This window comes from Marinoscillum sp. (assembly GCF_040222955.1).
In the GTDB taxonomy this organism is placed as follows: domain Bacteria; phylum Bacteroidota; class Bacteroidia; order Cytophagales; family Cyclobacteriaceae; genus Marinoscillum.
Genome location: NZ_JAVKCA010000008.1, coordinates 263,669 through 288,489, shown reverse-complemented (window position 1 = coordinate 288,489; position 24,821 = coordinate 263,669). Strand labels below are relative to the sequence as shown.

General features: G+C 46.0%; 18 protein-coding genes. 11 read left to right on the top strand and 7 right to left on the bottom strand.

Annotation, left to right across the window (positions count from 1 at the left end; translation table 11 throughout):
• The first annotated feature begins 385 nt into the window (after window positions 1-385).
• Window positions 386-1,792, top strand: coding sequence for a chromosomal replication initiator protein DnaA (gene dnaA / locus RIH33_RS07140; RefSeq protein WP_406654418.1), 1,407 nt, complete (start codon window positions 386-388; stop codon window positions 1,790-1,792).
• On the opposite strand, the gene RIH33_RS07135 is transcribed toward dnaA, so the two are convergent.
• The gene (locus RIH33_RS07135) at window positions 1,789-3,246 is read right to left on the bottom strand and encodes a trypsin-like peptidase domain-containing protein (protein ID WP_406654416.1); all 1,458 of its coding nucleotides are present in this window, start codon (window positions 3,244-3,246) and stop codon (window positions 1,789-1,791) included. The two genes, dnaA and RIH33_RS07135, sit on opposite strands and share 4 nt — an antisense overlap.
• Before the next feature lie 198 nt (window positions 3,247-3,444).
• Between RIH33_RS07135 and RIH33_RS07130 the strand changes: the two genes are divergently transcribed.
• The 3 genes from RIH33_RS07130 to rseP are packed head-to-tail and all read left to right on the top strand — an operon-like array spanning window position 3,445 to window position 7,415.
• Window positions 3,445-4,941 carry a GH3 auxin-responsive promoter family protein gene (locus tag RIH33_RS07130; protein WP_406654414.1) on the top strand — a complete coding sequence of 499 codons (1,497 nt, stop codon included), beginning with the start codon at window positions 3,445-3,447 and terminating at the stop codon, window positions 4,939-4,941.
• Window positions 4,941-6,107 (top strand): 1-deoxy-D-xylulose-5-phosphate reductoisomerase, encoded by a 1,167-nt coding sequence (locus RIH33_RS07125; protein WP_406654412.1) that lies wholly within the window; start codon window positions 4,941-4,943, stop codon window positions 6,105-6,107. Before RIH33_RS07130 ends, RIH33_RS07125 begins: the two co-directional genes overlap by 1 nt.
• A complete protein-coding gene (rseP, locus tag RIH33_RS07120; RefSeq protein ID WP_406654411.1) occupies window positions 6,108-7,415 on the top strand; it encodes an RIP metalloprotease RseP in 1,308 nt (435 codons plus the stop codon).
• A 9-nt stretch (window positions 7,416-7,424) separates the two neighbouring features.
• Here the strand turns inward: rseP and RIH33_RS07115 are convergent, their stop codons facing one another.
• Window positions 7,425-9,407 carry an OmpA family protein gene (locus RIH33_RS07115; RefSeq protein ID WP_406654409.1) on the bottom strand — a complete coding sequence of 661 codons (1,983 nt, stop codon included), beginning with the start codon at window positions 9,405-9,407 and terminating at the stop codon, window positions 7,425-7,427.
• A 158-nt stretch (window positions 9,408-9,565) separates the two neighbouring features.
• Here RIH33_RS07115 and lon point away from each other — a divergent pair, with 158 nt between their 5' ends.
• Genes lon through hslU form a run of 3 tightly spaced genes read left to right on the top strand, consistent with a single transcriptional unit; the run spans window position 9,566 to window position 14,417 of the window.
• Window positions 9,566-12,037, top strand: a complete 2,472-nt coding sequence (gene lon, locus RIH33_RS07110; RefSeq protein ID WP_406654407.1) for an endopeptidase La — start codon at window positions 9,566-9,568, stop codon at window positions 12,035-12,037.
• Window positions 12,038-13,033 carry a type IX secretion system protein PorQ gene (gene porQ / locus RIH33_RS07105; RefSeq protein WP_406654406.1) on the top strand — a complete coding sequence of 332 codons (996 nt, stop codon included), beginning with the start codon at window positions 12,038-12,040 and terminating at the stop codon, window positions 13,031-13,033.
• Between the two features lie 4 nt (window positions 13,034-13,037).
• Window positions 13,038-14,417: an ATP-dependent protease ATPase subunit HslU gene (hslU, locus tag RIH33_RS07100; protein WP_406654404.1), complete on the top strand. Its 1,380-nt coding sequence runs from the start codon at window positions 13,038-13,040 to the stop codon at window positions 14,415-14,417.
• 2 nt (window positions 14,418-14,419) lie between these two features.
• Here hslU and RIH33_RS07095 read toward each other — a convergent pair whose 3' ends face one another.
• The 3 genes from RIH33_RS07095 to RIH33_RS07085 are packed head-to-tail and all read right to left on the bottom strand — an operon-like array spanning window position 14,420 to window position 16,762.
• On the bottom strand, window positions 14,420-15,196 hold the full coding sequence (locus RIH33_RS07095) for a sterol desaturase family protein (RefSeq protein ID WP_406654403.1): 777 nt from the start codon (window positions 15,194-15,196) through the stop codon (window positions 14,420-14,422).
• 54 nt (window positions 15,197-15,250) lie between these two features.
• Window positions 15,251-15,742: a SixA phosphatase family protein gene (locus RIH33_RS07090; RefSeq protein WP_406654402.1), complete on the bottom strand. Its 492-nt coding sequence runs from the start codon at window positions 15,740-15,742 to the stop codon at window positions 15,251-15,253.
• A 9-nt stretch (window positions 15,743-15,751) separates the two neighbouring features.
• On the bottom strand, window positions 15,752-16,762 hold the full coding sequence (locus tag RIH33_RS07085) for a glycosyltransferase family 9 protein (protein WP_406654400.1): 1,011 nt from the start codon (window positions 16,760-16,762) through the stop codon (window positions 15,752-15,754).
• A 160-nt stretch (window positions 16,763-16,922) separates the two neighbouring features.
• On the opposite strand from RIH33_RS07085, the gene RIH33_RS07080 reads away from it, so the two are divergent.
• The 3 genes from RIH33_RS07080 to RIH33_RS07070 all read left to right on the top strand — a co-directional run bounded on the left by RIH33_RS07080 (window position 16,923) and on the right by RIH33_RS07070 (window position 20,020).
• A complete protein-coding gene (locus RIH33_RS07080; RefSeq protein ID WP_406654399.1) occupies window positions 16,923-18,470 on the top strand; it encodes a hypothetical protein in 1,548 nt (515 codons plus the stop codon).
• A gap of 84 nt (window positions 18,471-18,554) precedes the next feature.
• A complete protein-coding gene (gene pyrR, locus RIH33_RS07075; RefSeq protein WP_406654397.1) occupies window positions 18,555-19,097 on the top strand; it encodes a bifunctional pyr operon transcriptional regulator/uracil phosphoribosyltransferase PyrR in 543 nt (180 codons plus the stop codon).
• Window positions 19,094-20,020, top strand: a complete 927-nt coding sequence (locus RIH33_RS07070) for an aspartate carbamoyltransferase catalytic subunit (RefSeq protein WP_406654395.1) — start codon at window positions 19,094-19,096, stop codon at window positions 20,018-20,020. The genes pyrR and RIH33_RS07070 overlap by 4 nt, the downstream gene beginning before the upstream one ends.
• Window positions 20,021-20,035: 15 nt before the next feature.
• Here the strand turns inward: RIH33_RS07070 and RIH33_RS07065 are convergent, their stop codons facing one another.
• A complete protein-coding gene (locus RIH33_RS07065; RefSeq protein WP_406654393.1) occupies window positions 20,036-20,410 on the bottom strand; it encodes a hypothetical protein in 375 nt (124 codons plus the stop codon).
• A 145-nt stretch (window positions 20,411-20,555) separates the two neighbouring features.
• On the opposite strand from RIH33_RS07065, the gene RIH33_RS07060 reads away from it, so the two are divergent.
• Window positions 20,556-22,991, top strand: a complete 2,436-nt coding sequence (locus tag RIH33_RS07060) for an aminotransferase class I/II-fold pyridoxal phosphate-dependent enzyme (protein WP_406654392.1) — start codon at window positions 20,556-20,558, stop codon at window positions 22,989-22,991.
• Here RIH33_RS07060 and RIH33_RS07055 read toward each other — a convergent pair.
• On the bottom strand, window positions 22,988-24,721 hold the full coding sequence (locus tag RIH33_RS07055) for an ATP-binding protein (protein WP_406654390.1): 1,734 nt from the start codon (window positions 24,719-24,721) through the stop codon (window positions 22,988-22,990). The genes RIH33_RS07060 and RIH33_RS07055 overlap by 4 nt on opposite strands.
• Window positions 24,722-24,821: the final 100 nt, after the last annotated feature.

Sequence of the window (24,821 nt, the reverse complement as noted above, 5' to 3'; positions counted from 1 at the left end):
CAGTGGTAGATCATGCTCTGATTGCCAGGTGAGCGTTTGGTTGGGGTCTTTACCTTTTAGGAGGCTGGTGGCTTCTGCAAACCAGTCTTCATAGCTGGTTTTATTAAATTCAGTGAAGATGGAGCTGTGTTTATTCATGGGTTTTCAAAGTTACTTTTTATAACTTTGAAATAGTAGTCGGAGAGAAATAGTTAAAAATAATTGGTTTGCATTTTTTAAAGAAAATTTCTTTCAAAGAGGGGAATTCTGTTAGTATTCAAGGATTCTAAAAAGTCAAGGGCTAATGTCATTTTTTTCTTAAAAATTTTATCCGCAATTTTGATGTCCCTCTTTTTTCGGGGAGTCTCTTTTTGGGTCTAATTTCCAAATAAAATATAAATCGCCGATGCATGTAGAAACATGGGAAAAATGCCTCCTGTTTATTAAGGAGCGCATTCCTGCTCAGAGTTTTTCCACATGGTTCGAACCTATTACTCCATTGAGTATGAATAATCAGGTTTTGACCATCCAAGTGCCCAGTCAGTTTTTTTATGAGTGGTTGGAGGAAAACTATGTGCACTTGCTTAAACAGGCGATTAAGTCGGAAATTGGAGAAGGCGGCAGATTGGAATATTCTGTTGTGGTGGATCGTGGAGACGAGCAGACCAAGCCGGTAACGGTAAATGTCTCCGGTGCGAGTAACAGTCAAAATAAAAACCGGGTGAATGGATATGATGCCTATAAAAATCCGGATTTTCATCAAGAGTTAAAGCGCAATTCCAACCTCAACCCTTCTTATAGATTCGAGAATTTTATTGAAGGTGACTGTAACCGACTGGCCAGATCAGCAGGCTATGCGGTAGCTCAGAAACCGGGGATCACTTCATTCAATCCGCTGATGTTTTATGGCGGGGTGGGACTTGGTAAAACACATTTGGTGCAGGCCATAGGGAATGAGGTTATCAGTGCAGACAATTCCAAGAAAATCATCTATGTGGCGTCTGAGAAGTTCACCAATCAATTCATAGAAGCACTTAAGAATAACAACCTTCAGGACTTCATCAACTACTACAAGGAAGTGGATGTGCTCATTCTGGATGATGTGCAGTTTTTGAAGGAAAAGGAAAAGACGCAGGAAATTTTCTTTCATATTTTCAATCACCTGCATCAGAGTGGCAAACAGATTATCATGACTTCTGACTGTGCGCCAAAAGACCTTAAGGGGCTGCAGGAACGTCTGGTTTCAAGGTTCAAATGGGGGCTTACTGCGGATCTGCAGGCTCCTGATTTTGAGACCAGGATGGCCATCATTCAGACCAAAATGCAGGCTGATGGGATCGATATTCCTGAGCAGGTCATAGAATATATTGCCTATACCGTAGATACTAACATTAGGGAGCTGGAAGGGGTGGTGATTTCTCTGATCGCTCATGCATCGCTCACCAAGAAAGAAATGGACCTGGAGTTGGCCAAGCAGATTCTGAAGAACATAGTCACTGATATAGATTCTGAGGTGGGCATAGATTACATACAGAAGACCGTTTCTGACTACTTCAATGTGGCTCAGGACGATCTGAAAGCCAAAACAAGGAAAAAGGAGATTGTGATTGCACGTCAGGTAGCGATGTATTTCTCCAAGGATTACACCAATCACTCTCTGAAGTCAATTGGATATCATTTTGGAGGTCGGGATCACTCTACGGTTATTCACGCCGTACAGTCTGTCAACGACATGATTGACACCAATTCCAAGTTTAGGTTCTCAATTGACGAGCTCAAAAAGAAGCTCAAAATCCGAACGGCTGTAGCCTAAAAGAAGTAGGGATAGTAGACATTTCGGCCGTGCTTATCAATGCCGGAAATGATTACCCTGCCTTTGATGCGCTCCAGAATCTCTGAGAATTCTGCCGGACTTTCCACTACAGTGTTATTGATGTGGGTGATAATGAAGCCTTCCGCTATTCCCAGTTTGGCGAAAATACCGGTCTTCTTATAGTCCACTACTTTCACTCCGCTTTTGATCCCCAATAGGTCGCGCTCTACCTTGGGTACGGACTCAAAGGTGGCGTCCAGCCATTCCGAAGCATACACCTCTCTGCGGATGATACCCGTAGTGCCTTCTCTGTTGGTGAGGGTGAGCTTCTTCTCTTTTCTGGTGCCCTCACGCTCTATTAGCAGTTTGATCTCCTCTCCGGGATACATGTTGCCCATGTACTCCTCCAGAAAGGCCTTGCTATCAATTTTTCGACCGTTAATTTCCCTGATTACATCGCCTTTCTCCAGGTTGCCTTTGGCAGCAGCCCCTTCCCGTTGTACGTTGGCTACAATGACCCCAGATAGGTCTTCCAGATTCATTTTAGTGGCCAGCTCGCTGTTGATGTCAATGAATTCCGCTCCTATAAAGGCTTTTTGGACTTCACCATAATTTTTGATGTCCTCGAATACTTTTCTGACAATATTGGATGGGACAGCAAAACCATAACCAGTGTAAGAGCCGGTCCGGGACAGGATGGCTGTATTAATCCCAATGAGGTTCCCTTGAGTATTCACAAGAGCGCCACCACTATTTCCAGGGTTGATGGCAGCATCCGTTTGGATGAAGGATTCGATGGGGAATTTATCCCTCAGGATATTAATATTTCGGCCCTTGGCACTGACAATACCAGCGGTCACTGTAGAGGTGAGGTTGAAAGGGTTGCCAACGGCAAGAACCCATTCACCAACGTTTACATCATCTGAATTTCCAAACTTAATTGCGGGCAGGTTTTGCTGATTGACCTTGATAACGGCCAGGTCTGTGCTCGGGTCAGTCCCCATAAGTTTGCCGTCATAGGTTCTTTTGCCATGTACTACTTTGATGATGTCTGCATCATGCACCACGTGATTGTTGGTGATGATGTAACCGTCTTCAGAGAGAATCACACCAGAGCCACTACTGATCTGCTGCGATGCACGGGGCTCAAAAAACCAATCCAACCAGCTCCCGGTACGGTATTCATACTCGCTAAGGGTCTGGATAAACACCACACTGGACTTACTTTGCTCAGAGGCGAATACAAAATCATCCTCCGCATTGACCACCTTTGGGTTGATCTCGGAGTATTGCGGGGTAAAACCCAGGTCATCGTGTGTTTGATTGAGCGAGACTGTGGAGGCACGCTCACTATTCAGCAACCCTTCATTTTTGATGAGGGTAAAGGTGAAAAAACCGCCTATGATCCCAGAGAACAGGCTTACACAACCGAAGATGATGATGTTCTTTTTCATGACTTTATGTCCGATTTTTGCAATAGCATAGCTACACTATATATGTATTTGCTGAAAAAAAGTTTTGTTAAAAAAGCTAAAATTTTCATGGTGCGGCAATCGGCCTGATCAGAAAAATTGAAGGGAACTGAAAGTAGTTTTTGGAATTTAGGATTTCGGAACTGCTTTAATTTACTTTGGTCTGGATATAAATAGATTATGGGGATACGATCAGTACTGAGTAAGCCTTTTGCCGCTTACATAGCCAGAGAAACTAAAAAATGGACAGGTTCTGCGGGGCTGTTTCAGGATAAAATTTTGAAGGAAATAGTGACAAAGGCCAGGGATACCCAATTTGGCAGGGATCATGGCTTTGAAGGAATACAGCATTACGACGACTTCAAAAAACAGGTGCCCATCCGGGATTATGAGGGCCTTTCCCCATATGTGAAAAAGATTTTAGCAGGAGAGTCTGATGTCCTGTGGCCGGGAAAACCTGCCTATTTTGCCAAAACCTCGGGCACCACCAGTGGCACCAAGTACATTCCAATTACCAAAGATTCCATCCCAAATCACATCAATTCTGCTCGAAATGCATTGCTTTCCTATGTGCATGAAACCGGCAATGGTCGGTTTTTGGATGGGAAACTCATCTTCCTGTCGGGAGCACCTACATTGGATCAAAAAGCAGGGATTAATACCGGGCGCTTGTCGGGTATTGTGAATCATCACGTACCTGGCTATCTGCGAACCAACCAAATGCCCACCTATGAAACCAATTGTATGGAAGATTGGGAGAAAAAGGTAGACCAGATCGTGGAGGAAACTTATGATCAGGACATGACGCTGATTTCAGGTATTCCTCCGTGGGTGCAGATGTATTTTGATCGCCTCAAGGCCAAAACAGGAAAGCCCATCAAAGACATTTTCCCAAATTTTGAGATGTTCGTGTACGGCGGGGTGAATTTTGAACCTTACAGAGCCAAACTCTTTGAGACCATTGGAAAAGAGATTCCGTCTATAGAAACCTACCCGGCTTCCGAAGGGTTTATCGCCTATCAGGACAGTCAGACAGAGCCGGGGCTGCTGCTGCTGGCCAATAGTGGGATCTTTTTTGAGTTTATCCCCGCAGATGAATACTTCAATGAAAACCCAACCCGTCTGAAAATTGACCAGGTTGAATTAGGTGTCAACTATGCACTCATCCTCAATAGCAACGCCGGCCTTTGGGGCTATTCTATTGGAGATACGGTGAAGTTTATCAGCAAGAATCCATACCGGCTTTTGGTTACCGGACGCATTAAGCATTTCATCTCCGCATTTGGTGAGCACGTGATAGGCGAGGAGGTGGAACAGGCCATGAAGGCTACCTGCGCACTGTTCCCTGAAGTGGAATTGGTGGAGTTTAGTGTGGCCCCAAATGTGACACCAAAAGAGGGACTTCCCCTGCATGAGTGGTATGTAGAGTTTGCAACTCCTCCAAAAGATCAGTTGGGTTTTCAAAAAGAGTTAGATTTGCAGCTTCGTAAAAGAAACACCTACTACGATGATCTGATTTCAGGATCAATTTTGCGACCGCTGGAGGTGATTGATTTAAAGCAAAATGCATTTATCGAATACATGAGGTCTATCGGGAAGTTAGGGGGGCAGAACAAAGTGCCGAGGTTGTCTAATGACCGGAATATAGCGGAAGCTATGCAGCAGTTCAAAGCATAATGAAGGAGGGAGAAAAGAAAAGAGGGATTGCTATCCTGGGGTCTACGGGCTCCATAGGAACTCAGACGCTGGAGGTGATAGATCGCCACACGGACAAATTCGAAGTGGAGGTGCTTACCGCACAAAACAATGCAGAGCTGCTCATCCGTCAGGCGCTCAAATACAGGCCCAATACCGTCGTGATCGGCAATGAATCTCTTTATGATCAGGTTTTTGAAGCCCTGGATTCTGCAGATATCAAAGTGTACGCTGGTCAAAATGCCCTGGCAGATGTGGTGAAAATGGAGAGCATAGACATTGTTCTTACAGCATTGGTGGGTTATTCCGGACTGGTACCTACCATTAATGCCATCAAAGCAGGCAAAGACATTGCCCTCGCCAATAAGGAGACCCTGGTAGTGGCTGGTCAGCTGGTGACCCGGCTGGCCATGGAGCACCGGTGCAATATCCTGCCGGTAGACTCCGAGCACTCGGCTATTTTTCAGTGCATAGTAGGGGAGTTTAATAATCCCATCGAAAAAATAATCCTGACTGCTTCAGGCGGTCCATTCAGGGGGCAGGTGCGGAATCAGCTTCTGCAGATCAAAAAAGAACAGGCGCTGAAGCATCCCAACTGGGACATGGGTGCGAAAATCACCATAGACTCAGCCACCCTCATGAACAAGGGGTTGGAGGTCATTGAAGCCAAGTGGCTGTTTGGCGTGGAACTGGATCAGATAGAGGTGGTGGTACACCCACAGAGCATTATTCATAGCATGGTGCAGTTTGAAGATGGGTCTATCAAGGCTCAGTTGGGACTGCCCGATATGCGGTTGCCCATACAGTATGCGTTGAGTTTTCCGGAACGGTTCAAATCGGATTTTCCCCGGTTCGACTTTATAAATTACCCGGAACTCACATTTGAAAAACCTGACACGGAGACTTTTCGTAACTTACAGCTCGCCTTTGACGCCATTGGCAAAGGGGGCAACACTCCATGTATACTGAATGCTGCGAATGAAATAGCAGTGTCGGAATTTTTACAGGATAACATCGGTTTTTTAGAAATATCAGACGTCATAGCGGCTTGCATGCAAAAGGTGAGTTACATTAGCGAGCCTGAATTAGACGATTATATTAATACAGACATAGAAACAAGGATCATAGCAAAAGAATTAATCAAATAGATGGAAGGTTTAATTATGACGGCTCAGCTTCTGCTGGGCTTATCAATTTTAGTTGGGTTGCACGAGTTGGGACATTTGTTGGCGGCCAAAGCATTTGGAATGCGGGTAGAAAAGTACTCTATTGGGTTTCCTCCCAAAATATGGGGAAAGAAATTCGGTGAGACTGAGTATTCCATTGGGGCCATACCATTGGGCGGCTTTGTGAAAATTTCTGGTATGATCGATGAGTCACTCGATACCAAGACGCTGAGTGAAGAGCCTGAGCCGTGGGAGTTCAGAGCCAAGCCGGCGTGGCAGCGCCTGATAGTGATGCTGGGAGGTATTATTGTGAATGTCATCACTGGGATCGTTATTTTCATAGCGCTTGTTTACTCCAATGGCGAGGATTTTCTTTCTAAAGAGGAGTTGAACAAACACGGTATTGTGGCTTATGACTTGGGTTTGCAGCTGGGTCTACAGACTGGAGACAGGATTCTTAATATCAATGGCAAGGATTATGAAACTTTCAGTGATCTGAGGAGCCCTAATGTACTGTTGGGTACGGATGGATTTTACACGGTAGATCGTGGTGGAAAAACCATCACTATCCCAATCCCAAATGACTTTATAGATAAGTTTTCTGATAAAAAAGCTGCTTTTTTCAGGCCTAGAGAGTCCTTCACCGTAGGGCAGGTGAGAGAAGGTAGCAATGCTGATAAAGGTGGCCTGAAAGAAGGTGACCGTATCGTGGCTGTGGCTGGTGTGCCGGTGAAGTATTTTGATGAGTTCAAAACTGCGCTGGATTCGGTGCCAGGTGGCCAGATCAATGCCACGGTGCTGCGGGAAGGTCGCGAACTGGCCATGGCATTTGATATTTCAGAGGATGCTACCATTGGTTTTTATCCAACTATGGAGCTGAACTACTCACATCGTGATTTCACCTTTGGGGAGGCTGTGGTGAATGGAACCAGCCAGGCATTCAATGTGGTCTTTTATAATGTAAAAGCCTTTGGCAAGATGTTTTCCGGTGATGTGTCACCCTCAAAATCTCTCTCTGGACCTATAGGCATTGCTCAATTCTTTGGTGGTACCTGGGACTGGAATAACTTCTGGAGGATCACAGGATTGATCTCCATGGTACTGGCCTTTATGAACCTGCTTCCTATTCCGGCACTGGATGGGGGCCACGTAGTTTTCCTCACCTGGGAGATTGTGACGGGCAGAAAGCCAAGCGATAAGTTTCTGGAGAACGCACAGAAAGTGGGAATGGTATTGTTGCTCGGCCTGATGAGCTACGCCATCTTCAATGACGTATACAAACTGTTTTAAGAAACAGATTTAATCTTCTGAAGGAGGCTCGGGTGCCGGGCGGTAGATCTCAAACTCTACCCGTCGGTTGATGGCCTTGGCCTCTTCGTTTATTTCTTCCACGATTGGGCGGGAACTACCGTATCCCTCCCAATCCACTCGTTCAGACCCTAACCCGGCAAAATCTACCATATAATCCCTGATGTTGCGTGCACGATCCTGAGACAGCCGCAGATTGTGCTCATCAGACCCGTAGGAGTCTGTGTGGCCGGAGATTCTAAGCTTAAAATCCGGGTTGTCATAGAGAAAATTCACAATCTTATTGAGGTCACTGTACATTTCCTTTTTCAGTGCTGACTTTCCGTTATCAAATTCTATTGATTCAAATTTTACCCGGCTGGCCAGTGGCTCAGTTACTTTTTTGAGCTCCCGGGTGCCATCCAGGAAGAAAGAGTCCTCAATTCTGAAAAAATCATCCCCTTGTATCACCAGTAGATAATTTCTCTGGTCAATGAGGTCAAACTCGAAGCTTCCGTCTGGTCGCAGATACCGCGGGGCTACTTCCACACCCTCATCCAGGTCTATGATGGAGACGATGCCCCGAAAAGCTTTGCCTGTTAGTGAATCAGTCAGCGAGCCTGTGACTTTGGTGGTGGCCAGAGGCTGGGCATTCATGGGCAGTGGAAAAGAGTAAATGTCCTGCTTATTGAGGTCGTGGCTAATGGATCGGGCATAGAAAAGCAGTTCTGATTTAGAATCGATGGTAAAATAATATTCACTCCCTTTTCCATTGACCAGAGGGCCTATGTTGTAGGGTTCGGACCAGTTGCCGTCTATTTGGTAGGATTTGTAGATGTCGTATTCCCCGAAATTATAGAGCTGCCCATTGGAGCCAAAATAGAGCACCTTGTATACCGGGTGATAGAAAGGGCTTACATCATTGTTTCGGGTGTTGATGATGGGCCCCAGGTTTTTGGCGGAAGACCACTCACCGTTTTTCATTTTGTAGGTGTAGTAGATGTCTGACAAACCAAATCCACCCAATCGGTCGGATGCGAAATACAGTGTGTCCTCACTGTGAGAGAGCGAAGGGTGCGAGTCCCAGCTGAGGCTATTGACCCGTGTACCCAGATTTTTCACTTCCCCCCAGGTGCTGTCCGATTGGAGTTTGGCTGAAAAGAGGTCACAATCACCGAAGCAATCCAGACAATCGCATCTTGAAAAGTAAAGGGTTTTTCCATCTCGGGTAAGTATAGCTGAGCCTTCCTTATAGCGTGAGTTGATCTCCACAAACTCCTCCGCCTTGCTCCATGAGCCGTATTCGTCTTTGCGGCTAAAAAATAAGTCTTCATTGAAGGTGCGTCGAATGCTCAGATCCAGGTCATTTCGCTGCGAAGTGAAAATTAATACATCATTTTGCACATTGAGGGAAGGTGCATAGTCCGCCTTGGCACTGTTGATTTCCTGCCCCATATTGAGTAAAATACCTCTTGGTGGCCGCAGGGTATCGATCAGTGTCCGGTATTCCACCAGTTCGTAGTAATAGTCCAGGGGTACATATTGGGCAGCCTCCTGATCATTGAGCGAGTCATAGTAGAGTTCAATCTCCTTCATGTTGATGCCGGAGTGATGATGCCTCAATACCAGCCGGTAGAGGTTTTTCGCTTCTTCATCGTCACCAAACAGCTCAGTGAGCTTGGCCAGTCGCCAGATGAGTTTGGTGTCTTTGTAGAAATTTTGAATGCCGAATTTGCTGACGTAAGCTTTGAGTGCCTTGTAGAGTCCTTCCCAATCCTCCTCCTGGTCGAGTTTGCTGATCCTTTTGAGCTGGTCGGCGTTATAATAGTCTGGTAGTTTATTAATGTTCTTAAAATCATAGATATTTAAGAACACATCTTCTGGCACAGAATCAGTGCTGATACGTTTAGTAGTAATACGCTGAGCGGTTAACGACGATGTAGCGCAAGCGAGGATAAAGAATAAACAAAAAAGGCGGATTTTTTCCCCATTCATATAAGCATGTCTTTTCGACAGACTCTCAAACAAATCAGGTTAAAGATAATACCATTTCTGGCACAGTAGCTAATTTGGCACAGCTATTGACATTTGTCTACCTGATTCTTTTGAAAGTAGATTTTTGAGGTAGATACTGCCATATTGACACGATATTTATGTTTGAAGATAATATTACCAACCCTTTATATTTTTCCGAGTTTTTGGAGGACGAATCCGGAGAGCTTATTCAGCTCGTAGCTGATGAAGACGGAGAGGAAATGACCGACGATAATTTGCCGGATGAGCTTCCTATTTTACCTATTAAAAACACGGTGCTTTTTCCCGGAGTGGTTTTGCCAATCACCGTCGGAAGGACCAAATCCATTCGACTGGTGAAAAAGGCCTATAAAGGGGACCGGATCATTGGGGTGGTGGCTCAAAATAATACGAAGAAGGAGGAGCCGGCATTCAATGATCTGTATAAGATAGGTACAGTAGCCAAAATCCTCAAGATGTTGGTATTGCCTGATGGCAATACGACGATCATTATACAAGGGCAGCAGCGTTTCGAACTTGGAGAACCCGTCAAGGAGGAACCATTTTTAAAAGCCACATTCCGATTACTCAAGGAAACCGATGAGATGGGTGAGGATGAAATAAATGCCATTACCTCTTCACTGAAAGAAGCTGCCTATAAAGTGCTTAAGCTCAATCCTGAGATTCCTAAAGAAGCCCAGGTGGCACTGGAGAATATCCAGAGTTATACATTTCTGACTCATTTTCTGTCGTCCAACATCAATGCGGAAGTGAGCGATAAGCAGAAGCTGCTGGAAACCAACAATCCGAAGGAGCGTGCAGAGCTCCTGCTGAAATACATGCTGAAGGATATTCAGATGCTGGAGCTGAAGCATGAAATCGCCAACAAGGTGCACTCCGACATAGACCAGCAGCAGCGGGATTACTATTTGCGACAGCAGATGAAAGTACTCCAGGATGAGTTGGGGCAGGATGGCCCCGACCAGGAAGTGAATGCCCTCAGAGACAAAGCAAAAAGTAAGAAATGGCCTGAGGAAGTAAAGAAACACTTCATGAAGGAACTGGATAAGATAGGCAGAATGAACCCTGCCGCGGCGGAGTATCCGGTGGCTATGAACTATGCCGAACTCCTGGTAGATCTGCCATGGGAAGAGGGGACAGAAGATAATTTTGATTTGAAGAATGCCAAAAAAATTCTGGATAAGGATCACTTTGGGTTGGACAAAGTGAAGGAGAGAATTCTGGAATACCTGGCAGTGAGGAAACTGAAGAACGATCTTAAAGGACCTATTTTGTGCCTATATGGCCCACCCGGAGTAGGTAAGACTTCCCTGGGCCGGTCTATTGCCGATGCACTGGGTAGAAAGTACGTGCGCATGTCTCTGGGAGGAGTGCATGACGAAGCTGAAATCAGGGGACATAGAAAAACTTACATCGGAGCTATGCCGGGTAAGATCATTCAGAACATTAATAAAGCTAAGAGCTCCAATCCGGTATTCATATTGGATGAAATTGACAAGGTAAGTTCGGACTTCCGTGGAGATCCATCTTCTGCTTTGCTGGAAGTGCTGGATCCTGAGCAGAACAGCACCTTTAAGGATAATTACCTTGAAGTGGACTATGACCTGTCGAAAGTGCTTTTTATCGCCACGGCCAATTCACTGGATACCATCCAGCCACCACTTCGCGACCGGATGGAGATCATTGATGTGACGGGCTATACGCTGGAAGAAAAGGTGGAGATTGCCAAAAAGCACCTGATCCCCAAGCAACGAACTGAGCATGGGCTGAAAGCGAAGGAGATTTCTTTTGATAAATCAGCCATTGCCAAGTTGATCAATGACTATACCCGTGAGTCGGGTGTAAGGAGTCTGGAGCGTAAGGTGGCAGCAGTGATCCGAAATGTGGCCAAATCCATTGCTATGGAAGAGGAGTACCAGCCCAAAATCACGGAGAAGGAGGTAAGACGAATCCTGGGGCCTGAAGACTTTGATAAGGACGCCTATGAAGATAATAAGTTGCCAGGTGTGGCCACAGGCCTTGCCTGGACACCTTCCGGCGGAGATATCCTCTTTATTGAGGCCAGTCTGAGTCGCGGGAAGGGCAAACTGACGCTTTCCGGACAGCTGGGGGATGTGATGAAAGAGTCCGCCATGACCGCTCTTTCTTACCTCAAAACCAATGCTGCTTCACTGGATATAGATTACCGCGTGTTTGAGCACTATGATCTTCATGTGCACGTGCCGGCAGGAGCCATTCCAAAAGACGGGCCATCTGCTGGGATCACTATGCTCACGGCACTGGCCTCTGTGTATACCCAGCGCCTGATCCGAAACAAACTGGCGATGACCGGTGAGATTACTTTGCGGGGTAAGGTACTGCCTGTAGGCGGGATCAAGGAGAAAATCCTGGCTGCCAAGCGTGCCGGGATCAGGGAGATCATCATGTGTGAGCGTAATCAAAAAGATCTGGAAGAGATCAATGAGCTTTATATCAAGGACCTGAAAATTCATTTTGTCAAGACTGTACAAGAGGTGACGGAAATTGCGTTATTGACGCAAAAGCCCAAAGAGCCTATGAATTTTATACTTCCTGAGATCAACAAGGATTAATTGAAGTGGTTACCCGTCATATTGACCCTTCTGACCTTCTCTGCTTCGGCTCAGTTTGATAACTATCAGAGTCTGCAAACACCGTTTGGCGCGCGAAATGCCGCTCTGGGGGGTAAGGTGGTGTCCCTGGCCGATGGTGATTTGATGCAGTTTGTACATAATCCGGCGGTTTTAGACTCTGTGGCCTTTACCGATGTAGCCATTAATTTCAGCCCGATGTTTGCCGGAATCTACTCGTTTTCAGGCGCCTATGCCGGAGAAGTTTCCAGGTTGGGTAAGCTGGCGTTTGGGGTAAGTTATCTCGATTACGGGGACTTTGTGGAGACCGATCCCAATGGAGCAGTCACAGGGAGTTTTCAGGCGCGAGATCTTGTGTTGGCAGTTGGGAAGAGTCATCACATCGGATCTTTTGCCCTGGGTGGCAATCTTAAGTACGCTTCTAATGGCATTGCAGGTTATGGTTCGTCGCTTTTGCTGGGAGATTTTGGAGGAATTTATCGTGCGCCTGATACCGATTTCACGGTGGGGCTGGTGTTTAAGAATTTTGGTTTTGTTCTTTCAGATTTCACAGGCTCCGGCGCTCATCAAGTCCCATTTGATGTTCAAATCAGCACTTCGGTAAAACCTACCTATATGCCTTTCAGGTTTAGCATCTCTGCTTATAACCTTGTGCAGAATAATATGTATTTTTCTTTCGATGAAGAGATCAGTAAATCGAAAACCATCGAGATAGCGGATCGCATTTTTCGACATGTGAATGTGGGCGCGGAGTTTATTATTCACAAAAACCTTCAGTTTTTGTTTGGTTACAGCCACCTGATGCGTCAGGAACTGAAAGTGGGAGAGGAAGCCTACGGAGCAGGACTGAGCTTTGGACTGGCACTTGGGATCAAGCAATTCCAGATCAGGTATTCTCATGCCACCTATCATGCCGCTGGAGGGACGGATTTCTTCACCATCCAATCCAGTTTAAATTCGTTTAAGAAGATTTTATAGTACTATGAATAAGAATTTGACACCCAGGCAGATTGTTGCCGAGCTAGACAAATACATCATTGGTCAAAATGATGCAAAGCGCAATGTGGCGATCGCCCTGCGAAACAGGTGGCGCCGGATGAATGTGAAGGAGGAGATTCAGGGAGAGATAGTACCCAACAACATTCTCATGATAGGAGCTACCGGGGTGGGTAAAACGGAGATTGCCCGGAGATTGGCGCATTTGGCTGAAGCCCCGTTTACCAAGGTGGAGGCTTCCAAATTTACAGAAGTGGGCTATGTGGGTCGGGATGTAGAGAGCATGATCAGAGACCTGGTGGAGCAGGCTGTGGACATGGTGAAGACCACCAAGAAGGAGGAAGTGAAGGAGCGCGCAAGAGAAATAGTAGAGGGAATCATCCTGGATGCATTGATACCTCCGCTCAAAGGTTCACCCACACCCCATGCCACGGGCATGGGCAAGGACCAGCCGGAAGATGAACGCGAGCTGAACGAAAAAACCAGAGATCGCTTTAGGGAGAAGATCAGGAATGGGGAAATGGACGAGCGGAAGATTGAGATCGATGTAAAACAGAATAGTACACCCGGCATGGGGATGATTGGCGGAGGCATGGATGAAGCTTCCATGATCAATATACAGGAGATGCTGGGAAGCATGATGCCCAAAAAGACTAAAAAGCGCAAAGTGACCATAGCGGAAGCCAGAAAAATACTCCTGGAAGATGAGTCCGCGAAGCTGATAGATATGGATGAGGTGAAAGAGGAGGCGCTCCAGAAAGCACAGAATACAGGCATCGTATTCATAGACGAAGTGGATAAGATCGCTGGGGGCAGCAGAGGAGGCCAGGGCGGACCAGATGTGAGTCGTGAAGGGGTGCAGCGTGACCTGCTACCCATCGTGGAAGGTAGTGCTGTCAATACCAAATACGGGATTGTACATACGGATCATATTCTCTTTATTGCTGCCGGAGCCTTTCATTTCAGCAAGCCCTCAGACCTTATTCCAGAGCTTCAGGGTAGATTTCCTATCCGTGTGGAGCTGGATAATCTGACCAAAGAAGATTTCCTGAGCATACTCAAAGAGCCCAAGAATGCACTGACCAAGCAATACATAGCACTGGTAGGAGCTGAAGATGTGTCGCTGAGCTTTCAGGATGATGCGCTGGAAAGATTGGCGGAGATTGCCTTTCAGATCAATGAAGAGGTGGAAAACATTGGTGCCAGAAGGCTACATACGGTTATGAGTAAGCTGCTCAATGAAATTCTTTTCGAAATTCCCGATACCATTGGCCAGAATGCCAGGATTGTTATTGATAAAGCGCTGGTGGAGGAGAAACTTGCCGGACTGGTCAAAAACAAAGACCTCAGCCACTATATTTTGTAAGTTCAGGATAGTTTCTTGGCAAGTACTCGCCGGCTGGCTGCCTGGTCGTATGATTCATCATAGTCGGCACGGAGAGTACCAAAAACGCGATCCCAGATGAGGGTGTACAGCCCGTAATTGCCCTGAAACTTGTGGTGGTGTTGATTGTGCGCCACAGAAGTGTTCACATACCTGCCTATCCATGTCCTATTGAACCCTTTGGGATAGAGCTCATAGCCCAGGTGACCATACACATTGTAAAATATCTGGAAGATCATAAAGAGAACGATGATCCCCGCATGAGTGGGTACTGTAAAACAGAGAATGGTGATGATCAAGGCTTCTATCACCGCTTCAAAGGGATGAAATGCATAGGCAGTCCATGGTGAGGGGTTGGTGGACAGGTGGTGTATTTTATGCACTCTTTTGAAGAGTCTGGGGTGATGCATGAGCCTATGTGCCCAGTAGAAGTAAAAATCGTGAATGAAAAACATCGGGATCACGGTCAGTGGCCAGTACCACGCTGGCATGTCCTCAAATGAATCGAAAAGCAGGTGGTATGGCTGCAATACCTTAAAAGACCAAATGGAAATAACGGCGAAAATGGCCACGGTCATCAGTGAATAGCCTGCATCTCTCATGTAGTCCCTGGCTTTTGGAAACCGCTCCTGTATTTTTCTGAGGGGCATTCTTTTCCTGAAAATCACATAAAACACCAGAAACGCCAGCCCCGCAGCCCCTAAATAGCGCATGGCAATGTGATAGTAAGCAAAAGGAAATCTTTCTAAAATAGCCTCCATAGTCCTTTGATAAAGTTAACAGAAAGACAAAACAATCCTTAGGGGTAGTAAACTTTACTGGTGCAATCTTTTGGGTATCACAAGGAATTTTTTGGTCGCTTCAGCGGATTTCAGGTCTTTCCAGTCATCAATGTCTAGCTCTAAGGCATATACTCCGCAGGTGGGGAGATTGTCTACATAGTCATCTGCAAAGTGATTCACCAGGTCGGTAAACCCGGGATTATGGCCAAAAATGGCTACTGAGTTCGCCTCTCTGATATTGGAAAGCACTTCCAATATGTGGGCACTGGTGGCATGAAAAAGGGTTTCGTCCAACAGGATTTGCTCTTCAGGGTATCCCCATTCATCGGCGATGTACAGGGCGGTGTTTAGCGCCCGGCTGGCCGTGCTGCTGATTATCAGATCGGGAGTCAATTCATTTTCGCTCAGATGTTTGGCTACAATGAGTACATCCCGTCGCCCCCTTCTGCCCAAAGGACGATCATGATCAGGGAGGTCAAAGCTCCATGATGATTTGGCATGCCGGATGATGTATAAGGTCTTCATTTTTTTGAGTTAATCGGGTAAATAAAAATCAAACGAAACTTCGTTCATACATTTGAAGTGCCCTTTCGGGCATTTGTCAAAGCCGAGTTTCGAGCAAGGTCGACAGTCCAATTTTTTGTTTTCGAAAATAGTGAATTTTGTGCGATAGGGATACATGCCAAACTCCGGCACTGTACTGCCCCAGATACAAAAGATATCTTTTTTAAAAGCCGCTGCTATATGCATCAGTCCGGTATCGTGCGTAAATACCCAACGTGATTGACGGATTAAAGATGCCGATTGATTCAGGTTAAATTTACCACAGGCATTGAACACAATGGCCTTTTTGCCGAGCGCTTCAAGACCTTCTGCGAATTCATTCTTTTTTTCATCCCTTTGGAAGAAACGCTCCACGGTTTCACCTGTCTCTGTGTCTTCTTTTCCCCCAAGCAGCACTATTGGCTTATTGATGCGATCACAGAGTTCTATGATGCGGTCTTTCGGTAGTTTTTTAGTGGCAAATTTTCCTCCTATTGCAAAAGCCACAAATCCTTTCTGATAAGACTCAGGGAGCCAGTTCAGTTCCACTTCATCTTTATCGGCGATAAAGTAGTCCAGTCCCAGGTTATCCATTTTTACCCCTAGTGGAGCCACGGTATCCATATACCTGTCTACCAAATGAGTATTGGGCATTTTGTTGATCTTCAGGTTAGTATAGAGCCACTTCTGCAGGTTAAGCTTGTTGAATGAGAAGGATTTTACCCCCAGTTGCTTTTTGATGGCCAGCGTACGGAGGTTATGGTGCAGGTCAATAATGAAGTCAAATTTTTCTTGTTTGAGTTGGGAAATGAGCGATGAAAGCCCCCCTTCCAAAAGATGAATCTGATCCAGGTATGGGTTTTCCTCCAGGACTTGCAGGTACTCCTTTTTGGTGGCGAAATGTAGCTCCACTTCACTCAGTTGGGTTTTGAGCGTACGTATGACGGGGGTGGTGAGTACGATATCACCGATCGAAGAAAAACGTAAAATCAAAATTTTCATAGGGCCAAGCCAGTGGTATTGGCTGTGATAGTTTTAGTAAATTTAAAGGACATGACACCTTGAATTGTTTTAAACTCGTGAACTAATTTTTTATTTACCGTCTTAACGGAATGACCAGCCGTATAACTATGGAGTGTTCAACACCAATATACCTATGCACATGAAAGGCTCCTTTTTTACTTGCTTTCTGTTGATGTCCTGCCTGGTGATGGCTCAGAAAAAGGCTCCGGATACGAGTTCCAGGATTGATCAGCCAAATCGCATAGAATTTGAAATGGATGAGTATGGCATGGACTTCAACCTCATCAATGGGGAGGAGGCAGGCCTGCTGGTGGCAATGGAGACTGAAAAAAGAACCCCGGAAGGGTTTAACTGGACCTTTCACAGCCTGGATACATTACTGGGCATTGTCTGGACCCGGATCTATTCGATACCCTTTGATAGTTACCTGGCTGGCACGGAGTACCACAATGGAAAGTACTACCTGCTCTTTAATGTCTCCAGGTACAGGAGTCAGGAGTTTTTACTTTTTGAAATTGATGCGTTGACTTCAGGGCACCGACGAATTGAAATCAATACCGTGTTTCCGATTCAGCTGACCTTTTTTGAGGTCATTGATCATAATATCGTCTTTGCGGGCTACACCAATCTGCGGCCTGTTTTGCTCACTTTCGATCTGGAGGAGCAAAAGCCCCGCGTGGTTCCGGGGTTTTATGACAATAACAGTGATATTCTCGATATCATTATCGATGATGAGACCCTGATGTTCACGGTAATACAACAAGACAGGATGCCTAATCGAAAATATACTGTAAGGGCCAAAACCTTCACAGCGGCTGGAGATCTCATCCAGAATAATGTGATCAATCCGGGGGATAAAAAGAATCTGATTGATGGAGCCAGTACCATTTTTTATGGTGGATTTCAGTACTTGGCCGGCACTTATTCCAAAAAGGCCTCGCAATACAGTCGTGGGCTATACCTCTCCAAGTTTGTGAATGGTCGCCAGCAATTTATCAAATATCATGAGTATGCTGATTTGGATAACTTTTTCGGATATATGAATGAGCGCCGGCAGCAGCGGATCAGAGAAAGAATAGAGCGCAAGCGCTCTAAGGGGAAGAATACCCAGTTTAGCTACCGCCTCCTGGTTCATGACATCATACAGCGTGGAGATGAGTACCTGATGATTGCTGAAGCCTACTACCCACGGTATTCCAACTATACTTCCAATGTGGGTAGATATGGATGGAATAGTCCTGCCCGGTTCAACCCAAGCTTTATGGGCTACCAGTATACCCATGCTGTGGTGGTGTCGTTTGATCGAAATGGGAACATCATTTGGGACAATAGTTTTGAAATCAATGACATTGAAACTTTTTCACTCGATGAATTTGTGGCAGTCAGTAACTATGAAGATAAGACAGTGCTGATGTATCTGGAGGAAAATACCATTCGCTCAAAAATCATTCAGGGGAATGAGATTTATGAGGGAAAAACCTTTAACCCCGTTCGTTTGGCCTTTGAGGATGATGAATTGAAAACCAAAAATCCGGAAGTAGAGGGCCTAAAAGTTTGGTATGACAGGGCCATGTATGCCTATGGTGAGCAGCGGATTCGAAACGAGAACGGTACAGGTGGTAAAATCAGTAGACGGGTTTTTTATATCAATAAAATCCAGTACCACCTGGATGATAAGTCTAATTGAGATCTGTTCTGTTATTTCTGTTTTATTATCTGATGGATTATTTGGGTTAAGAGAGATGCTCTTATATTTGCAGGAAGCCTGATCATGCAAAAAAGACTCCTGTTCAACAGTAAGCTCCTTCAGATCACAATCAGCCGGTTGTGTCAGCACCTCATCGAGAACCATGGTGACTTTTCTGATTCTGTGATTTTGGGGATGCAGCCACGCGGCATCTATCTGGCCGAGCGCATTCGCAAGCGACTGGAAGAAATGCTCACCACCAAAATCAAGCTTGGCTATCTCGATACCACGTTTCACCGCGATGATTTCAGAAGGCGGGAGAGCCCCAAAACCCCCAATCAGACAAAGGTTCCTTTTATCATAGAAGATAAAAAAGTCATACTGATTGATGACGTCCTTTTCACGGGCAGGTCAGTGCGTGCGGCACTGGACGCTATGACCATGTTTGGTCGACCTGCCAAGGTGGAACTGCTGGTGCTTATTGACAGAATGTACACCCGGCATATTCCTGTAGAAGCCAACTACGTGGGCCGCAGGGTTAATACCATGACTTCTCAGCGGGTGCTCGTGGAGTTGGAGGAGCAGGGTAAAAAAGACAACATCTGGTTAATCAACGAAACTGAATGAGCCAATTAAAGACAAAGCATCTCCTGGGTATCAAAAACCTCGATCGTGATGAAATCGAATTGATTTTTGAAACCGCTGATAATTTTAAAGATGTTTTGAGCCGGCCGATCAAAAAAGTGCCCTCTTTGCGGGATGTCACTGTGGCCAATGTGTTTTTTGAGAATTCCACCCGCACCCGACTTTCCTTCGAGTTGGCAGAAAAGCGCCTCTCAGCTGATGTGATCAACTTTTCTTCGTCCTCATCTTCTGTAAAGAAGGGTGAGACCCTGCTGGATACTGTCAATAACATCCTGGCCATGAAAGTGGACATGGTGGTCATGCGTCATAGCAGCCCCGGAGCGCCCCATTTCCTGGCCAGGCACATCAAGGCTAATATTATCAATGCAGGTGACGGCACCCACGAACATCCCACTCAGGCCTTGCTGGATACTTTTTCAATCAGAGAAAAGACCGGAGGAGTAGAGGGTAAGAAAGTGGTGATCGTGGGTGATATTCTCCACTCACGGGTGGCACTGTCCAACATCTTTGCCTTGCAAAAACTGGGAGCTGAGGTGATGGTTTGCGGGCCAGCCACCCTGCTGCCTAAGCACATCGCTTCTCTTGGGGTGAAAGTGGAGCTGGATATCCGAAAGGCGCTGGAGTGGTGCGATATAGCCAATGTACTTCGCATCCAGCTCGAGCGTCAGAAGATGCGCTATTTTCCTTCTCTCAGGGAGTACTCCCTGTACTACGGTATCAATAAAGAGCTGCTCGATTCTCTGAACAAGGAGATTGTGATCATGCACCCGGGACCTATCAATCGTGGTGTGGAGATCACCAGTGATGTGGCGGATTCAGAGCACTCCATCATTCTGGATCAGGTAGAAAACGGGGTAGCCATCAGAATGGCAGTGTTGTATCTACTGGCTGGAAAAGTAGATTGAAAAGAGCCTTTCGATCTAAAGTGATGCTATGTATTTAATAGCCTGATCTTCTGAAGTGAAAATTTTGGTTGGGACAGTGGGTTTATTTACCATCAGATAAAAGTCCGTCATAATTTTTAGGCCTGGGGAAGCCACTATCAGTGCCACTACTTTCACTTTCTCAGACCCTTCATTGGCCAGGTAATCTCTTGCAGCCTTATTGACGCCCTTGAGCCCCCGAATATCGCATACCACAGGGTAGGTAGCTTCGCCCTGAAGCTTCAGACGATCAGCTACTACGCGTTTGGCACCGTCTAAATCAATCTCGATATCAGGCTTATACGTAAAGAACATCACTCCATCCTTGATGTGAAACTGAGCAAAATCATTTTCTATGGATGAAAAGTTCATTTCTGAGAACCGCTGGTTAAAATGGATAGTTAACCAAAGATAGTCATCTGTATAAAACAATCATAGATAGGTGCAACGGAGTGATTCGTCGATAAGTTCAGGTTATCTAATCTTGTGGGCCTCAAGTGAAGTATTTTTGATAAGTATGGCAAAAATCAGGCATAACAATTATATAGACACCGTTGTTGAAATTTCTCGAAATGCTTCCGAGAAAGGTGTGGTGGATTTGTATACTGAGGATGACCACTTTACCGGTCGCCATATCAAGGTAAATGGGCAGGAGCTCTGTCACTTTGGTACTACAGGATATCTGGGGCTGGAGCAGGACATCAGGATCAAGAAAGCAGCGATAGATGCTATCATGCGCTATGGCACACAGTTTCCCCTTTCCAAGACCTTTATCTCCCATTCGGCCTATAGCGAACTGGAGGAAAAGCTGGCAAAAATGTACGGCTATCCCGTGGTAGTTACCAAAAACAGCACCCTGGGACACCTGGGTACCATCCCCACAGTAGTGCGGGACGAAGATGCCATTATTCTGGATCAGCAGGTGCACTGGAGTGTGCAGAATAGCTGCCAGATAGCCAGAACACGTGGTATTCCGGTAGAAATGATCAAGCATAACAATATGGAAATGCTTGAGGCGAAGATTAAGGACCTCAGTTCCAGAGCTGATAAGGTATGGTATTTTGCAGATGGGGTGTACTCTATGTACGGAGATGAAGCACCTATTGGTCGGTTGAAAGAACTATCCGCAAAGTACCCTCAGCTTCATCTCTACTATGACGATGTTCACGGCATGAGCTGGGTCGGAAAAAATGGAACGGGTTATGTGATCAGTCAGTATGGTGAACTACCCCAGAATGTCATTGTTTTTACCACATTGAGCAAAACTTTTGGTGCCAGTGGCGCCACCATGGTTACGGCCAATAAGGATTTTTACACACGGGTAAAGCGCTTTGGGGGCCCACTTACTTTTTCAGCTCAGTTGGAGCCCAGTTCGGTAGCTGCGGCTATTGCTTCGGCAGATATTCACCTCTCAGATGAGATCTATGACATGCAGAAGGAGCTCGCTGAGAAGGTAGCTTTTTGTAACGAATGCCTGGCGAAAACTGATCTTCCTTTGATTGAGGAAAATAACTGCCCTGTATTCTACATTGGAACAGGCGCACCAGCCGTGGGTTACAATTTTGTTAAAAAGCTTATGGACGCTGGTTTTTATGTGAATATGGGGGTTTTTCCGGCGGTGGCGGTGAAGCGCACCGGCGTGAGGTTTACGGTGTCCAGGCATAACGAAAAGGAAGATATCAAAGCTCTGGTGGATGCCATGTCAAGGCTGTATCCGATCGCTTTGGCCGAAGAGTCCACTACCAAAAATCAGGTTCGTAAGATTTTTGGGCTGCCGCTTTTGAAAGAAACTCCCCCAGCTCCGCTGGCCATTCCCGATAGTTTACGTATCGAGGTGTACGAGCGCCCAGATGAGTTACCAGCAGGAGAATGGGACGAAATTTTCAAGGGGAGAAACGTCTTTGATTACGCCGGGCTGCAATTCCTGGAAAAGGCTTTTGGTGATTCAGAGGTACCCGAGCATCAATGGGATTTCAGGTTTGTACTGATCAGGGACATGACCGATAAGATTGTGCTGGCCACTTTCCTGACCAAAACACTTTGGAAGGATGATATGCTGGCTCCGGCTTCAGTGTCTATGGCGCTGGAGAAAAAACGGATCACTGATCCACTTCATCATTCCAGTCAGGTGCTGGCCATGGGTTCATTATTTACGGAGGGGGATCATTTGTATCTGGATCAGGAGCATCCTGACAAGGAGGCCATTCTGGATTTATTTTTTCAGACACTTACCCGGATGGATGAGGAGTTACAGCCGGATGTTATTGCGCTGCGTGATTTCACCTTTGCCAATGATTTCCTTAAGGCCCATTGTGATGGGCAGGGCTTTGTAAAAGCAGCCTTGCCGGATTCATGCGTGATGGAGGATTTGTCATGGTCAACGCAGGACGAATACCTCGAGGGCTTATCTTCCAAATCAAGAAAGCATTTCCGGCAGGACATAGAGAAGTACGCCGACAGGGTGCAAGTGGAGATATCCGATGTGCTCTCTGCTCCTGAACTGGAGAAGGCATACGCGCTGTACCGCAATGTCTGGGATAAGAACTTCGATATGAACACATTCGCCTATCCAAAGTCCATCTTTGAGGTGATGAACACTGATCCTAATTGGGAATTCATCAAAATGTTTCCAGCCGGAATCGAGAAGCGTCCGGGGCAGATGATTGGGGTGATGTTTTCATATAAAAATACGGGAACCACCTATGTCCCTTCGCTCATAGGGCTGGATTATGATTATTCCGACGAGTTTTCGGTCTATCGGCAAATGTTATTTCAGACTGTTTTAAGGGCACATGCCCTGGGTTTTAAGCGGATCGATTTTGGTTTTTCTGCATCTTTCGAAAAGCGAAAGGTAGGTGCCGAATCCATACAAAAAATCGCCTACATACAGGCGAAGGATAATTTTGCCATGGAAATGATGGAAGTAGTTCAGAATGAAACGACTGCTTCCTAGCCTTCGGTCTGATTGACCACAGAGGTGATCTTGTTATAAATACCATCCAGAGTAAAGGGCTTCCCAATGTGTCCGTTCATCCCATTTTCAAAACAGGTTTTGATCTCTTCCGGGTAAACATTGGCCGATAGTGCAATGATTGGTGCCTGATATCCTGCTTTTCGGAGTGCCGTTGAGGCTTCAAATCCATCCATTACCGGCATTTGTATATCCATGAGGATGACATCAAAACTTTGCTCCAGGGCCAGGTCCAGGGCTTGTTTTCCGTCCCGGGCCAGTGAGACCCCGGCATTTAGTTTCTCCAGTACCTTCTGAGCCAGTAGAATATTGATTTCATTGTCATCTACAAGTAGTACCCTGAATCCGTTGGGGAAAGCCAATGTTTGTTTTGTGGTAACAGGATCGCTTTCGGGTCGCTCGGAGGAGGTTGGCATTTCCAGCGGTAGCTCCACAAAGAAAGAGGTGCCATTCTCCCGACCTCTGGATACCGGAGGGCATTCGAATCTGATGGTGCCATTCATTAGCGCCACAAGGTGCTTGGTAATGGCCAGTCCCAAGCCTGCGCCCCCATACTTTCGGGTGGTGGAGGTATCAGCTTGCGTGAAACTATCAAAAATGGATGTCTGCATCTGATCAGGGATACCTACTCCAGTATCAGTGACTTCCAGTAAAAGGTTCAGTCGGCGATTATCCTTCCTGTTTCCGGATAACCTGATGAACAAACCACCCTCCTGAGTAAATTTGAGTGAGTTGCCTATGAGATTGCTGAGGATCTGGGTAAGCCGGGAGGGGTCCCCAATTACCAATTCCGGGAGGTCTGGCGCAAACTCAAAAACAAAATCCAGGCCTTTTTCCCTAGCCAGATGGCTGTAAGTTTGAAAACTGGGGTGAAGGGTGTTTTTGAGGTTAAAAGGTACATGCTCAATGTTTAGCTTCCCATTTTCCACCTTGCTCAGGTCTAGAATGTCATTCAGTAATTTGGCGAGGGACTGACCCGAGGTTTTAATCATGTCAAGGTATTCTGTCTGGTCAGGATCAAGTGAAGTGCCGCCCAGCAACTCCAGAAAGCCAAGCATGCCGTTTAGGGGTGTGCGAATTTCATGACTCATATTGGCCAGAAAGTGAGATTTGGCTTTGTTGGCCGCCTCCGCTTTTTCCTTCGCCATTTTGAGTTCACGCTCGGTGGTTTTTATATGCGTGATGTCTTTGGCAATCACTATTGTACCGAGGTGATTTTTTTGGTTGTCAAACAGAGATGAAAAGGAAGCTGAAGTTTCCAGAAGTGTTTTATCCTTACGGAGTAGTCTGAGCTCGGCGTTATGGTATGCTCCATTGGAGTTCAAATGAAGCTTTATTTCTTCAAGGATGGCGAAATCACCCGGTGAAAGAAGTGTTTTGAAATCACGGGCTATCAGGTCCTGGGGTGAGTAGCCCAGGTGGTCAACTACCGCGTCATTCACCCTGTCAATGGTTTGATCAGGATTGATAATGATGAGAATATCCACCACACCTTTATAGATGCTCTCCATAAAGTCTCTGGAGACAGTGCTGGCTTTCAGTTCTTCACCCAGCATATTGATTCCTCCTATGAGGCCCTCCAGTTCGCCCTCAACGTCTCGTTGTTTGAGCTTGTAGTCAAAGTTACCCGCAGCCACCTCATAGATAAGCTTGCTGATGTCCTCAACCCGTTTTCTTACATACTCATCATTGGTGTTGTCTTCCGCTGGCATAGATACATGAGGTCATCAAGTGACTCATTTTGCTCTAATATAAGGGATTCACAATTTTAAAGAGCTATTTTCCTACTGAGAGTAGCCCACACTCGATGAA